The organism is Methylorubrum populi (assembly GCA_036946625.1).
GTDB lineage: Bacteria > Pseudomonadota > Alphaproteobacteria > Rhizobiales > Beijerinckiaceae > Methylobacterium > Methylobacterium populi_C.
Window position 1 is genome coordinate 150,342 of record JAQIIU010000003.1, and the last position, 12,576, is coordinate 162,917.

Consider the following 12,576-nt stretch of genomic DNA (forward strand, 5'->3'; position numbering starts at 1 on the left):
TTCGGCAGTCGGGGCGCTACGGGGCCACGCTGCGCGGCGTGTAGACGAAGGGCAGCCGTCCTTCCCGCTCGATCAGCCGCGTCGTCGGCGCACCGACGATGACCATGGTCGCCATGTCGGCCGGGGCGGTCCGGGCCTCGTCCAGGGTCAGCACCCGCAGCGATTCGTCCGGCCGCGTCACGGCGCGGGCGAAGATGACCGGCGTCGTGGCGGGAAGGATTTCGGCGGCGAGCGCCAGCGCCCGGCCGAGCTGCCAGGGGCGTGCGGACGAGATCGGGTTGTAGAGGGCGACGCTGAGCCCCGCCCGCAGCACGGCCTCCAGCCGGGCGGTCACGACCTCCCAGGGCTTGAGGTTGTCGGAGAGCGAGATCGCGCAGAAATCGCCCCCGAGCGGTGCGCCGAGGCGGGCGGCGGCGGCGAGCATCGCCGTGATGCCGGGCTCGACCTCGATGGTCAGGCGGCGCCAGTCCGCCGGGCCGTGCTCCACCGCCTCGAACACGGCCGCGGCCATGGCGAACACGCCGGGGTCGCCCCCCGACACCACCGCGACATGGCGGCCGCTGGCGGCGAGCTCCAGGGCGTGGCGGGCGCGGTCCACCTCGACGCGGTTGTCGCTGGCGTGGCGCGTCAGCCCCGCGCGCTCGGGCACGCGGGCGACGTAGGGGACGTACCCGATCAGGTCCTGCGCCCGGTCGAGGGCGGCGCGGGCCGATTCGGTGAGCAGGCGCGGGTCGCCCGGTCCCAGGCCGACGACCGTGACGCTTCCCCCCTTCACGGGCGGCGGCCCTCGCCGGGCACCAGCACCATGGAGAAGTAGGGCGCGGCGTCGTCCGCCTTCTCGGCCAGCGGCACCACCCGCTCGCCGGCCATGGTGCCCCGTTCCACGTAGACGGCGCGCGCCAAGAAGCCGGTCTCGGCCAGGACGCCGCGCACCTTCGGCAGGTGGCGGCCGAGCTTCATGACGACGGCCGCGTCCGTCCCCTTCAGCCGCTCCACCAGCGCCGCGCGCGGCAGGGTCGCGGGCAGGATGGTGAGCACGTCGTCGCCCCAGGTGATCGGCGTGCCGGCCCGGGTCCAGCAGCCCGACATGCCGGTGACGCCGGGGATCACCTCGACGGGGAAGCGGTCCTTCAGGCGCCGCCACAGATGCATGAACGAGCCGTAGAAGAAGGGATCGCCCTCCGACAGGATCGCCACGTCGCGCCCCGCGCCGAGATGGCCGGCCAATCGCCCGGCCGCCTCGTCGTAGAAACCGGCGAGCGCCGCGACGTAGTCCGGGTGATCGGGGGGAAGCTCGATGGTGTAGGGATAGGCCAGCGGAAACTCGCGGGTCGGATCGCACACCACCGCGTCGGCGATGGTGCGGGCGTTGCCGCGCTTGCCCCGCTTGCAGAAGTGGACGAGCACCGGGGCGTGTTCCAGCACCCGCATCGCCTTGACGGTGAGGAAGTCGGGATCGCCCGGCCCCATGCCGACGCCGAAGAGCGTGCCGGTCTTCGGCGAGACGGGGGTCTCGCCCGCGCCGTCCGTGGCCTCGGCCGGGGCGTCGATGCGCAGGCTCCCCTCCATCATTCGACCTCGCTCGCGAGCGCGTTGACGGCCGCCGCCGTCATGGCGCTGCCGCCGCGGCGACCGTGGACCACGACGAAGGGCACACGCCCGTCCCGCGCCAGAGCCTCCTTGGATTCCGCCGCGCCGACGAAGCCGACCGGGATGCCGATCACCGCCGCCGGGGGCGCGACGCCCTCGTCCAGCAGTTCGAGCAGGCGGAACAGGGCGGTCGGCGCGTTACCGACGGCGACGACGCTGCCGGGCAGGTGCTCGCGCCACAATTCCATCGCCGCGGCCGAGCGGGTGGTGCCCATCTCCGCCGCGAGACCGGGCACGCGCGGGTCGCCGAGCGTGCAGATCACGGCGTTTCCCGCCGGCAACCGCGCGCGGGTGACGCCGTCGGCGACCATGCGCACGTCGCACAGGATCGGCGCGCCGGCCTTCAGCGCCGCCTCGCCGGCGGCGGCGAAGGTGTCCGACATCTCCACGTCGCCGGGCAGGTCGGTCATGCCGCAGGCGTGGATCATCCGCACCACGACCCGCTCGGCCGCGCCGGACCAGCGGGCGAGATCGGATTCGGCGCGGATCATCGCGAAGGAGCGCGCGTAGATCGCGCCGCCGTCGCGGATGTAGTCGTGGCGCGCACTCATCTCACGTTGTCCCGAAACACCCGATCCAGCGCCGAAAGCCCGGCCGCCGCGGCCCTCCTTATCCGGTCCAGCGCCGCCTCGAAAGCGAGACGCGTCGCCGGCTCGGCAGAGGGGGGGCCAGCGAGCACCACGTCGTAGGCGCCCTCGCGGCCGACGAGGGTGAGGTCGGCGGGGCCGGGATGGGCGCAGCCCTTGGCGCAGCCCGAGACGTGCACGGTGATCGGAGCGGACAGGCCGAAGCCGGTGAGCGGCGCCAGCGCCCGCGCCAGCCGGGCGGCGTGGTCGGGCACCGGGGTCGTGCCGGAGCGGCAGGCCGGCGCCCCGGGGCAGGCGGCCACCGCGCGGCGGGGATCGTCGGGCGTCACGATGAAGCCGGCCTCCGCGAGGTCCGACCGGAGGGCGGCGGTGCGGCCGGACGAAGCGACGAGGGCGAAGCCGCGCTCGGCGCTCAACCGCGCCCCCGCCTCCCCGGCCAAAGCCGCGACGCGCTCCAGCCGGTCGGCGGTGCAGCGGCCGAACGGCGCCTGGACGAGGACCGCTGCGGCGTCCCCCGTCAGGGCGGCGAGCCCCGGCGCGGCGGGGATGGGGGCGGGGCTCAGCGGCGCCGGTTCGAACGGGAAGAAGCCGGCCACCGCCGCGACCACGGCCCGCCCGCGCGCGTCGAGATCGCGCATCCGGCGCCCGCCGGTCCCGGCGAAGGCGACGAGGGCAAGGCCGAGGGCGCCGGCGGCGCGGCGCTCCGGCAGCACGCCGCAGCGCAGGGGCCCGGCCTCGCCCGCGAGCCCGAAGGCGACCTGTCCGGAACCTTCGGCGAACAGGAAGAAATCCGCCTCGACCGCGCCGAGGCCGTGGGCACCACCGCCGTCGATCGCCACCAGCGTCTTGGGCGGCAGGCCCGGCACGGCGAGACCCGCCGCCTCCACGGCACGGGCCAGCGCCGGCACGTCGATCTTTTCCGTCGGGTCGAGGCCGGCGAGCGGCGCGGTGAGCGTCAGCCGCTGCGGGCCGCCATCGTCGCGGGTGTCGGCGAGGCCGGCCTCCGCCAGGGCGCAGGCGAGGCGCGGCGCGCTCGCCTCGCCGACGCCGCGGACCTGGAGATTGCCGCGGGCGGTCAGGTCGATATGGCCGTTGCCGTGGGCCCGGGCGCCCGCGGCCACCGCCCGCATCTGCGCGGCGGTGAGATGGCCCAGCGGCGGGTGGACGCGGGCGAGCAGCCCGTCGCCGGTCGGCATCGGCCGGGCGAGCGAGGGGCACCAGCCGCGGCGGGCGCCCTCCGGCGGGGTGCGGCGCGCGCTCATTCGGCGGCGATCGTCCTGCATCGGCTTCGCCCGAAAGCCGGCGGCCCCCTTTCGGGCCGATGCTCCATCATCGCGTCGGCCGGCGCCGCGTTGCGGCGGCTCTGCCAGAGGCCGCGGGCGCGCAGTTCCTCGAAGCGCTCCAGGATGGCGCGGGCCGCTTGCGGGTTGGCCGCCTTCAACGCCTCGAAGGTCTCCGGGTCGGCGATCCAGGCGCCGTAGAGCCGGTCGAGATCGCTGCCCGTCACCGCGTCGGTGGCGGCGGCGAGCACGAACACCGCGTCGATCCCCTGGGCGAATTCCTGCGCGCCGCGATAGCCGTGGCGGAGCTGGGCCGCGATCCAGCGCGGATGGCCGAGCCGGCCGCGGATCAGCCGGGCGACATCCTCGCGGGCGGTGCGGGTGCGCGGCGTCTCCGGGTTCGAGACGTCGAGGCTGTAGAGCGCGGGCGTCTTCCCCTCGGCGGCGGCGGCGGCAAAGAAACCGCCCACGGCGTCGGCCGCCGCGTCGCCGTCGAGCAGGTCGCGCTCGGCCACGTCGAAGGCGTGGACATAGGCGTCCGCCGCGGCGACGCGGGCGGCGAAGTCCGCATCCGCGCCTTCCGCGTCGCCGTAGGCGTGGGTGGTGGCGGCGAGATAGGCCCGTCCCAGATCGGCGCGCCCCTCCCAGGCGCCGTCGAGCGCCGTCTCGGCCGCGCCCGCGCCGTAGCGGCCCGGGGCCGCGCCGTAGATGCGGGCAGCGGACTCGCCCCGGCGGCGCGCCGCGGCGAGGGGATTGTCCTCGTCCTCCTCCTCGCGGGCGGCGACGGCACGGGCAGCGCGGTCGAGGAGCGCCAGCGTCTCCGGGAACGTATCGCGAAAAGCGCCGGAGACGCGGCAGGTCACGTCGATGCGCGGCCGGTCGAGGAGCGCCGGCGGCAGCACCTCGAAGCCGGTCACGCGGGTCGAGGCATGGTCCCAGACCGGGCGCACGCCCATCAGCGCGAGGGCATGCGCCACGTCCTCGCCGCCGGTGCGCAGGGTCGGCGAGGCCCAGAGGTCCATGACGATGCGCGCCGGGTACTCGCCCTCGTCCTGAAGGTAGCGCCGCACCACCGCCTCCGCCGCCTTGCTGCCGAGCAGGGTCGCGGCGCGGGTCGGCAGGGCGCGGGGGTCGAGGGTCGTCAGGTTGCGGCCGGTCGGCATCACGTCCCGGCGTCCGCGCGCGGGCGAGCCGGCGGGACCCGGCGCGACGAAGCGGCCGTCGAGGGCGGCGGCCAGCGCGGCATGCTCGGCCCGCGCCGAGTCCCGGACGGCCTCGGACGCCTCGGCCGGGGCGCGGCCGAACACGTGCAGGCCGTCGCGAAAAGGGGTCTCGCCGAGATCGCACAGATGCGCGTCGAGCGCGGTCAGCGCGTCGGCCATCGGCGTGTCGCCATCGATCCCTGCGCCTTCGAGCAGGCCGGCGGAGGCCGCCTCGTCGAGGATCGCCTCGGCGATCAGCCCGGCCCGGCGCGGATCGAGCACGCTCGCGGCGGAGTACTCTTCCACGAGTTCGCGCAAAGCCGCGGCCTCGGGGGTGAGCCCGGCGGCGTCGACGGTGGGGGTGAGGTGACCCAGCGCGATCCCGCCGAGCCGTCGCTTCAGCGGCGCGGCCTCGCCGGGATCGTCGACGATGAAGGGATAGACCACCGGCAGCGCCCCGACCGCCAGCGCCGGCCAGCATGCGGGTGACAGCGCCACCGCCTTGCCGGGCAGCCACTCGGTGGTGCCGTGGGTGCCGAGATGGATCAGCGCGTCGAAGCGTTCGCGCAGGCCCAGGTAGAAGGCGAGGTAGGCGTGGGTCGGCGGCTCGTCGGGAGCGTGGTAACCGGCCTTGCGGTCGGCGCTCCGGCCCCGGTCGGGCTGGAGGAAGAGGGTGAGGCCACCTTCACGCGCCGCACCGCGCGCATCCCCTCTTCCCGCATGCGGGGAGAGGGGGGTTCGCGCGGCACCCGCTTGCACCATCCGGAACCGGAACGCGCCGTCCCGGCAGAGCGGATCATCCTCCGGCGCGCCCCAGCGCTCCGTGAGTTCCGCCCGGAGCTCGTCCGGCAGCCTCTCGAACCACGCCGCGTAATCGGCCAGCGCTACGAAAAAGCCCGGCTCGCCCGCGGTGAGGGCCTCCATCAGCGCGCCCGCCTCCGGCAGGTCGCCCGCTGCAAAACCTTCTGCGGCCAGGTCGGCGGCGATGGCGCGGGCGCTCTCCGGCGTGTCGAGGCCCACCGCGTAGCCGGCCCGTCCTCCGCGGGCGGGATAATCGGACAGCACCAGCGCGAGCCGACGTTTTCCGCGGGGCGTTCGCCGCAGACGGATCCAGGCGGCGGCGCGCTCGGCCAGAGCGGCGATGCCGGCGGGGTCGGGCACGGCGCGGCGCCCGGCAAAGCCCTCGACCGCTTCGGCCTCCTCCTTGAAGGAGATCGGAAAGCCCGAGAGCCGCCCGTCGAATTCGGGCAGGGCCACCTGCATGGCGAGGTCGGCCGCGTTCATGCCGCGGCCGGAGGCGCTCCAGGCGGCGCGTGGGGCGCCGACCGTGCAGGCCTGGAGCACCGGGCAGTCGGCGGCGTCGAGCACGAAGCCGGCATCGTCGCGGGCCGAGAAGGCGGTGGCAGCCAGCACGATGTCGGGCCGGCGCAGGCCAAGCATCGCACGCAGGACGGCCACGGCCTCCGGGTCCTTCAGGCTCGACACGGCGAGCGTCACGCATCCGATGCCGCGCTCGGCCAGGGCGGCCGACAGCCGGGCGGCCGGGGCCGTCTCGCCGGAGAGCACCGCCGAGCGGTAGACCAGCAGCAGCGCCAACGGCCCCGGCCCGGCGGCCTGCATCGCGGCCTCGACGGACAGCGGCCCGCAGCCGGGGCACCACGCGAAGCCCCGCGGCAGCGCCCGCGGCGGCGCCGGCTCGAAGGCGGCGCCGGCCTCCGCCGCGAGGCAGCGCAGCAGGTTCTTCAGGTTCTCCGGCCCGCCCGCGCGAAAATAGGCGTCGAGGCGGGCGCAGGTCTCCGGCGGCAGGGTCGAGAAGGCGTCGAGGCGCGGGTCCGGCCGGTCGTCGCCGGGCAGCACCGCGAGCCGCACGCCCCGCGCCCGCGCGGCCGCCGCGGCGCGCTCGATGCCGTAGCGCCAGTAGTCGAGCCCGCCGAGGCAGCGGATGACGCAGACCCTCGCGCGGGCGATCACCGCATCGACGTAGAGATCGACCGACATCGGGTGGCGCAGTTGCGCCAGCTTGGCGAGCCGCAGCGACGGCAGGCCGGGCTCGTCCGCATGCGCGCGGGCGACGGCCGCGAGGTCCGTATCGGTGAACGACAAAAACACGATCTCGCCCGGGCTCTGGCCGAGATCGACCGCCGCCTCGCCCTCGTCGAGGGAGACCGTATCGAGGCGGATCAGGTGCATGGACGCTCGCTCACCGCTCCGGCTCGCCGGGCGTCTCGTCCTGAACGAGCCGGGGACGGACGGGAAAGACGATGCCGTCATAGAGATCGGCGAGTGCCAGCGCGATGCGCAGGCCCGACAAGACGAGCACGCCGTCACGGCCGGCGACGCGCTGCTTGCGCCAAGCGCGATCCGGTTCGCGGGACCACAGCATGACCTCGGGCGCGTTCGGCTCGATCAGCAGGATGTGGTCGAGCCCCTCCAGCGCCTTGTACTCGGCCAGCTTCTCGAACGCGTCGAAATCGCGGGTGCTGGGCGAGAGCACTTCCGCGACGAGGCGCGGGTCGGCGGCCTTCATCGCGCTCGGGTCGCGCGCGCCGCAATCGACGCCGGCATCGGGCCGGCGGATCCGGCCCGGGCCGGTCTCCACGCTGCCGTCACCGGTGAAAGGCCGGCAACCGCTGCCGCGCAGGGCCGTGTGCAGGGCAGCGAGGAGGTTGACCACGATGTCGTCGTGGACGTTGCGGGCCCCCGCCATCATCCGCACGGGCACGCCGCCGACGAGTTCGTACCGCTCCGCCTGGCGCTCCTGCCAAGCGAAGAAGGCTTCGACGGTCATCGGCTGCGGGTGGCGCTCCGGCATGGGCGGGGTTCTCTTGCGGGCCTTCCCTTATAGGACATCGGCGACGGCACCATAACGCGGCCCGTCATCGTCATCCGCGCAAAGCGGCGGCCACCGCCTCTCGGTCGAAGCCCTTCAGGCCGATGACGACGAGGCGCCCGTCGCGGGGCTCCGAGCCCTTCCAGGGACGGTCGTAATGGGCGGCGACGCGCCGGCCGACGCCCTGCACCACGAGACGCATCGGCTTGGCCCTGACCTCGGCGAAGCCCTTGATGCGCAGAACGCCCTCGGTCTCGGCGGCCTTCTCCACGCGCGCCGCGAGATCCTCCGGGCTGCCGGCGGCGCCGACGGGGATCGCGACCGATTCGAAATCGTCGTGGTCGTGATCCTCGCCCGCGCCGTGATGCGAGGGGCGGGCGTCGAGATCGTCTTCCGCCGCCGCGGCGATCCCGAGCAGCACGCGCGGATCGAGTCGGCCGTGCTCGGTCGCGACGATCTCCACGGCGCGCGGCAGGTGTGCCTCGATCTCGGCGCGGACCTTGTCGCGGCCCGCCCCGTCCAGCAAATCGGCCTTGTTGAGCACCACGAGGTCGGCGCAGAGGATCTGGTCCTCGAACACCTCCTCCAGCGGGTTGTCGTGATCGACCGCTTGGTCCGCCGCGCGCTGGTTGGCCAGCGCGTCCGGATCCTCGGCGAACATCCCGGCGGCCACCGCCGGGCCGTCCACCACCGCGACCACGCCGTCCACGGTGACCCGCGAGCGGATCGCCGGCCACTGGAAGGCCTGGACCAGGGGTTTGGGCAGTGCGAGGCCGGAAGTCTCGATCAGGATGTGCTCCGGCGGCTCGGGACGGTCGAGGAGTTTCGTGAGTGCCGGCACGAAGTCGTCGGCGACCGTGCAGCAGATGCAGCCGTTGGGCAATTCCACCACCGAATCCTCGGTGCAGCCCTCGACGCCGCAGGCGGCGAGGAACGAGCCGTCGAAGCCGAGATCGCCGAACTCGTTGACGATGATCGCGAGGCGGCGCCCGCGGGCGTTCTCGACGGTGTGGCGCACAAGCGTCGTCTTGCCGGCCCCGAGGAAGCCGGTGACGATGGTGCAGGGAATCTTTTCGACGAGGCTCATGATCTCAAGGCGTCCGGTTCGGCGGGATGCGGGCGACGACGCCCTTGCGAAACGCTTCCGGCCGCTCGCGCCAGGGCACGACGCCGTCGGAGGTCTCGAGGTAGCGGCGCAGGCCCGCCAGGAGGGTGCGGGCCGAGGTCTCGGCGTCTTCGAGCGCGTCGAAATCGCCGTAGACGTAGGTCCAGCGGTTGGCCGAGACGACCGCGACGGTGCAGGGCCGCTTGCAGACCGAGAGGCACTCGGTGCCCTCGATCGTCAGGCCCGGCACCGGCGCGCGCCCGGCTTCCGCGAGCAGCGCGGCCAGGAGCTTGGCCCCGGCACGCGGCTCGGACGCATCCCCCGCCGCGCGGCAGGTGGTGCAGACCGACAGGACGGCGGTACCCGTCTCAGGCATTCGCACGAGCGCCCACCTCGCGGCCGAACAGGCCCCAGGCCCAGCCATAGGCCAACCCGATCACCGCCCAGAACACGAAGCCGATGGCGAGGGAGCGCGCGGCGAACTGGGCCGCGGTCGCCGGCGGCACCTGCGACGAGACCGTATCGACCGATTGCGGCGCCCCGGCGAGATGCGGCGCGACGATCAGGACGAAGCCGCCCAGAACCGTCAGCGGCACCCGCCGCACGGCGATCAGGTAGAGGCCGAGCCCGGTGGCGAGCACCGTCATCAGCCACCACGACTGGCGCAGCAGCAGCGGCGCCGCGCCCATGCCGGGCAATTCCGGCGGCAGGCCGATGGCGGGGGCGAGGGCCACCGCGAGGAAGCCGGCGATGCCCACGGCCAGACCGCTGCGCGGATTCGGCTCGCGGCGCAGGGCCAGCATCACCGCGCCGAGCAACAGGGCGTAGCCGACGCCGCCGACCAGCGTGGCGAGACCGGTGAAGGCCATGCGCTGCAGGCCCGGCGCGGGCTGCCACGCGTCGGCCGAGCCGTGGTCATGCCCGCCCTCGCCGTGCGAATGGGCGTGGGCCGGGACGATCAGGGCGGCGAAGGAGACGGCAGGGGACGGCGCGAGGGCGGCATGGGCGCCCTCACCCTCGTAGGTTTCCGCCTGGAGGATCAGCGGGGAGGTCAGCGCGAGCTGAAGGCCCGTCGCGACGACGGACGCGAGGAAGCCGGCGACGAGCGCCGCCGACAGCAACCGGGTGATCATAGAGCTTGAGGCCGCTGGAACGCGCGGATCAGTGGCAGGGGAAGTTCTGCGCGTGGCGGAAATCGTGCGCCGCATTGTGCAGCATGGTGGCCGGGGCAAAGCCGGCCACGAAGACGAGGCCGAGGCCGAGGAAGGCGGCGGCGAGCAGGGCGCGTGCGCCCTCGGCCGAACGGGGGGTGGCCTGGGTCTGAAGGGTCGCGGTCGTCATCGGGTCACGGGCTCCGGCCGCCCCACCGGCGGCGTTCGAGGACACAAAACTCGGCCGGACGGCAGGTCTCCTGGCTCGCGGCTGGTGTCGCGCCTGCCGCCTTCCCGGATCACCCGGTGGCTCGTGGCAGAAGCTCGCCGCTCACAGTTGCGGGGGCAGCCGCGGAATCGAGGCTTTTCGAAAACCTCTCACCGCATTCCCTTTTCACCCCGTCGCCGGGGCACCGTCACCCGCCGCTTGTAACGCGGAGTCGGCGCCCATGCAAAGCGCCATTGCGTGATGGGCCAAGCCCGGTGCAAACGGGCGGGCATGACGGAGGCTGCACCCGACCGGATGACGCTGGTGCTCGGCGGCGCGCGCTCGGGCAAGAGCGCCTATGCCGAGCGGCTGATCGAAGCCTGTCCCGCCCCCTGGCTCTACATCGCCACGGCGCAGGCCTGGGACGAGGAGATGCGGCTCCGCATCGGCGAGCACCGGGCGCGGCGCTCGGAGGGGTGGCGTACCCTCGACGTGCCGACGGCTCTGCCCGAGGCGGTGGCCGCCGCGACCGGGCCGGTCCTGGTCGATTGCCTCACGCTCTGGCTCACCAACCTGCTGCTGGCCGAGGCCGACCTCGACGCGGCCACCGAGGCGCTGGCGCGGGCCTGCGCCGCGGCGCCGGGTCCGCTGGTGCTGGTCGCCAGCGAGGTCGGCCTCGGCATCGTGCCGGACAACGCGCTGGCCCGCCGTTTTCGCGATGCGGCCGGGCGGCTGCACCAGCGGCTCGCGCGCCAAGCCGACCGGGTCGTGCTCACCGTCGCCGGGCTGCCGCTGACGGTCAAACCCTCACCGGAGCATCCTTCATGACCGAAGACGATCCGCGTCATCGCGAAAAAATGGCCAGGCGCAAGGCGGTGCAGGACGCCGAGGTCGCCTCGAAAAGCATCGAGAAGGGCCTGCTCATCGTCCATACCGGCCCCGGCAAGGGCAAGACGACGGCGGCGCTCGGCCTCGTGCTGCGGATGCTCGGGCGCGGGCACCGGGTCGGCGTGGTGCAGTTCATCAAGGGCGCCTGGGACACCGGCGAGGCCCGCGCGCTGAAAAGCTTCGGCGACGGAATCGCGTGGCACGCGCTCGGCGAGGGCTTCACCTGGGAGACGCAGGACAAGGGCCGCGACATCGCCGCCTGCCGCAACGCCTGGGAGACCGCCCGCGCATTGATGGCGGACGCGCGCATCCGCCTGCTCGTCCTCGACGAGCTGAACATCGCCCTGCGCTACGACTATCTCGACCTCGACACGGTGCTCGCCGACCTCGCCGCGCGGCGCCCCGACCTCCACGTCGTGGTGACCGGCCGCAACGCCAAGCCGGCCCTGATCGAGGCCGCCGACCTCGTCACCGAGATGGGCAGCGTGAAGCACCATTTTTCGGCGGGGGTGAAGGCGCAGGAGGGGATCGAGTTCTGAGTTTGAAATCCGAGGAGCCTGCCATGGATATCCGCACGGACGCCGACCTGACCGAGGCACTGCGGGAAATCGACCGGCTCTGGGGCTCTCCCGTGGGAACGCCGGAGGGCGACAAGCTCGACGTGCTGGCCACGCTCGCGGAAGCCTACGAGCGGGCGCAGCATCCGGTGCCGGAGAGCGATCCCGTCGAGATCCTCCACTTCGCCATCGGCGAGATGGGACGCTCGCAAGCCGAGTTGGCCGAGCTTCTCGGCTCACGCTCGCATGCCTCCGAGATCCTCAATCGCAAGCGCCCGCTCAGCCTGGAGCAGATCCGGCGGATCGCCGAGGCGTGGAGGCTGCCGATCGCCGCCCTGGCGAAACCCTATCGGCTCGAACGGGACGCGGCCTGAGCCGCACCCCGTCGCGTGCGGAAAAAATCAATACGCGATGATGTCTTCGAGCGCGTAGTGCTTGACCGTCTTGCGGTTGGCGATCAGCTCGTCGATCGTCGGCTCGCCCTTCATGGCGCGGGCGATGGCGAGCTTCGTCGCCTCGTAGTTGGTGCGGTAGAGATCCTTGCGGTCGAGATTCTCGTCCTTGGCGCAGCGCTCGTCGAGCCAGATCGTGACGATCATGCACAGCTCTTCGAGCCCGTCCTTGGGCAGGATGCCCTCGATCACGCAATCGACGATGGCATCGCCCGTGGCCGCCTGGACCACGCCGCCCAGGAGTTCGGCGTACTCGGCGGTGTGGATCGTGACCTTGGTGGTCATGATCGTGGACGGGCGCACGAGCTGGTTGAGGTCGCGCACCACGAACATGCGGGTATGGCCCTGGACCTGCCCCAGCATGCCGGCGAAGGCGTGGCCCACGGGGCCGCGGGTGGAGCCGATCAGCACCTCCGGCATCGCGTCGGTGAACTGCCCCTCGGCGGCGAGCACCGTCGCCTCGCCGGTGCGGAACCAGATCTCGGACATGTCGTTCGTCCCCGTTCGTCTTTGGAAAGCGGCGGCCCTGCGGGCGTCCGGCGTGCAGACACCATCCCCCGCCCCGCGCGTCAATCGCTTGCGAGGACACCGACGCGGAAGGACCCGGCCCAAGCCACGCCCCTGGCCGGCGGCCGGAAAAGCCTCCATGTCTGGGATGCGCGACGC

General features: G+C 73.5%; 14 protein-coding genes and 1 riboswitch. Of the genes, 3 read left to right on the forward strand and 11 right to left on the reverse strand.

Features of this window, described 5'->3' with window-relative positions; translation table 11 throughout:
• Positions 1 to 16: 16 nt before the first annotated feature.
• The 10 genes from cobJ to PGN25_12190 form a co-directional block, all read right to left on the reverse strand.
• Complete coding sequence (gene cobJ / locus PGN25_12145; protein ID MEH3118307.1) at positions 17 to 775, reverse strand: precorrin-3B C(17)-methyltransferase; 759 nt, start codon at positions 773 to 775, stop codon at positions 17 to 19.
• The gene (locus tag PGN25_12150) at positions 772 to 1,569 is read right to left on the reverse strand and encodes a precorrin-2 C(20)-methyltransferase (GenBank protein ID MEH3118308.1); all 798 of its coding nucleotides are present in this window, start codon (positions 1,567 to 1,569) and stop codon (positions 772 to 774) included. Before PGN25_12150 ends, cobJ begins: the two co-directional genes overlap by 4 nt.
• Positions 1,569 to 2,201, reverse strand: coding sequence for a precorrin-8X methylmutase (locus PGN25_12155; protein MEH3118309.1), 633 nt, complete (start codon positions 2,199 to 2,201; stop codon positions 1,569 to 1,571). The genes PGN25_12150 and PGN25_12155 overlap by 1 nt, the downstream gene beginning before the upstream one ends.
• Positions 2,198 to 3,499: a precorrin-3B synthase gene (gene cobG, locus PGN25_12160; protein MEH3118310.1), complete on the reverse strand. Its 1,302-nt coding sequence runs from the start codon at positions 3,497 to 3,499 to the stop codon at positions 2,198 to 2,200. Before cobG ends, PGN25_12155 begins: the two co-directional genes overlap by 4 nt.
• Complete coding sequence (gene cobN, locus PGN25_12165; GenBank protein ID MEH3118311.1) at positions 3,496 to 6,909, reverse strand: cobaltochelatase subunit CobN; 3,414 nt, start codon at positions 6,907 to 6,909, stop codon at positions 3,496 to 3,498. The genes cobG and cobN overlap by 4 nt, the downstream gene beginning before the upstream one ends.
• Positions 6,910 to 6,919: 10 nt before the next feature.
• Entirely contained in the window at positions 6,920 to 7,531 is a 612-nt protein-coding gene (locus PGN25_12170; protein ID MEH3118312.1) for a Uma2 family endonuclease, read from the reverse strand.
• Positions 7,532 to 7,601: 70 nt separating this feature from the next.
• Entirely contained in the window at positions 7,602 to 8,636 is a 1,035-nt protein-coding gene (gene cobW, locus PGN25_12175) for a cobalamin biosynthesis protein CobW (GenBank protein ID MEH3118313.1), read from the reverse strand.
• Between the two features lie 4 nt (positions 8,637 to 8,640).
• The gene (locus PGN25_12180) at positions 8,641 to 9,030 is read right to left on the reverse strand and encodes a DUF1636 domain-containing protein (GenBank protein MEH3118314.1); all 390 of its coding nucleotides are present in this window, start codon (positions 9,028 to 9,030) and stop codon (positions 8,641 to 8,643) included.
• Entirely contained in the window at positions 9,023 to 9,787 is a 765-nt protein-coding gene (locus PGN25_12185) for a CbtA family protein (GenBank protein ID MEH3118315.1), read from the reverse strand. Before PGN25_12185 ends, PGN25_12180 begins: the two co-directional genes overlap by 8 nt.
• Before the next feature lie 28 nt (positions 9,788 to 9,815).
• The gene (locus PGN25_12190; GenBank protein ID MEH3118316.1) at positions 9,816 to 9,995 is read right to left on the reverse strand and encodes a CbtB-domain containing protein; all 180 of its coding nucleotides are present in this window, start codon (positions 9,993 to 9,995) and stop codon (positions 9,816 to 9,818) included.
• Between the two features lie 42 nt (positions 9,996 to 10,037).
• Positions 10,038 to 10,238: riboswitch (cobalamin riboswitch) on the reverse strand.
• Positions 10,239 to 10,304: 66 nt separating this feature from the next.
• On the opposite strand from PGN25_12190, the gene cobU reads away from it, so the two are divergent.
• From cobU to PGN25_12205, 3 genes are read left to right on the forward strand one after another with little or no spacing between them, the layout of a single operon-like run.
• Positions 10,305 to 10,841, forward strand: a complete 537-nt coding sequence (gene cobU / locus PGN25_12195) for a bifunctional adenosylcobinamide kinase/adenosylcobinamide-phosphate guanylyltransferase (GenBank protein MEH3118317.1) — start codon at positions 10,305 to 10,307, stop codon at positions 10,839 to 10,841.
• Entirely contained in the window at positions 10,838 to 11,440 is a 603-nt protein-coding gene (gene cobO / locus PGN25_12200; protein MEH3118318.1) for a cob(I)yrinic acid a,c-diamide adenosyltransferase, read from the forward strand. Before cobU ends, cobO begins: the two co-directional genes overlap by 4 nt.
• A gap of 23 nt (positions 11,441 to 11,463) precedes the next feature.
• Entirely contained in the window at positions 11,464 to 11,832 is a 369-nt protein-coding gene (locus tag PGN25_12205; protein ID MEH3118319.1) for a helix-turn-helix domain-containing protein, read from the forward strand.
• A gap of 27 nt (positions 11,833 to 11,859) precedes the next feature.
• Here the strand turns inward: PGN25_12205 and fae are convergent, their stop codons facing one another.
• On the reverse strand, positions 11,860 to 12,399 hold the full coding sequence (fae, locus tag PGN25_12210) for a formaldehyde-activating enzyme (protein ID MEH3118320.1): 540 nt from the start codon (positions 12,397 to 12,399) through the stop codon (positions 11,860 to 11,862).
• Positions 12,400 to 12,576: the final 177 nt, after the last annotated feature.

Bases quoted from the DNA above. Each gene is read 5' to 3' on its own strand.
- PGN25_12150 (MEH3118308.1), bottom strand. From the start codon at position 1,569: ATGGAGGGGAGCCTGCGCATCGACGCCCCGGCCGAGGCCACGGACGGC.
- PGN25_12155 (MEH3118309.1), bottom strand. From the start codon at position 2,201: ATGAGTGCGCGCCACGACTACATCCGCGACGGCGGCGCGATCTACGCG.
- cobG (MEH3118310.1), bottom strand. From the start codon at position 3,499: ATGAGCGCGCGCCGCACCCCGCCGGAGGGCGCCCGCCGCGGCTGGTGC.
- cobN (MEH3118311.1), bottom strand. From the start codon at position 6,909: ATGCACCTGATCCGCCTCGATACGGTCTCCCTCGACGAGGGCGAGGCG.
- PGN25_12170 (MEH3118312.1), bottom strand. From the start codon at position 7,531: ATGCCGGAGCGCCACCCGCAGCCGATGACCGTCGAAGCCTTCTTCGCT.
- cobW (MEH3118313.1), bottom strand. From the start codon at position 8,636: ATGAGCCTCGTCGAAAAGATTCCCTGCACCATCGTCACCGGCTTCCTC.
- PGN25_12180 (MEH3118314.1), bottom strand. From the start codon at position 9,030: ATGCCTGAGACGGGTACCGCCGTCCTGTCGGTCTGCACCACCTGCCGC.
- PGN25_12185 (MEH3118315.1), bottom strand. From the start codon at position 9,787: ATGATCACCCGGTTGCTGTCGGCGGCGCTCGTCGCCGGCTTCCTCGCG.
- PGN25_12190 (MEH3118316.1), bottom strand. From the start codon at position 9,995: ATGACGACCGCGACCCTTCAGACCCAGGCCACCCCCCGTTCGGCCGAG.
- cobU (MEH3118317.1), top strand. From the start codon at position 10,305: ATGACGGAGGCTGCACCCGACCGGATGACGCTGGTGCTCGGCGGCGCG.
- cobO (MEH3118318.1), top strand. From the start codon at position 10,838: ATGACCGAAGACGATCCGCGTCATCGCGAAAAAATGGCCAGGCGCAAG.
- PGN25_12205 (MEH3118319.1), top strand. From the start codon at position 11,464: ATGGATATCCGCACGGACGCCGACCTGACCGAGGCACTGCGGGAAATC.
- fae (MEH3118320.1), bottom strand. From the start codon at position 12,399: ATGTCCGAGATCTGGTTCCGCACCGGCGAGGCGACGGTGCTCGCCGCC.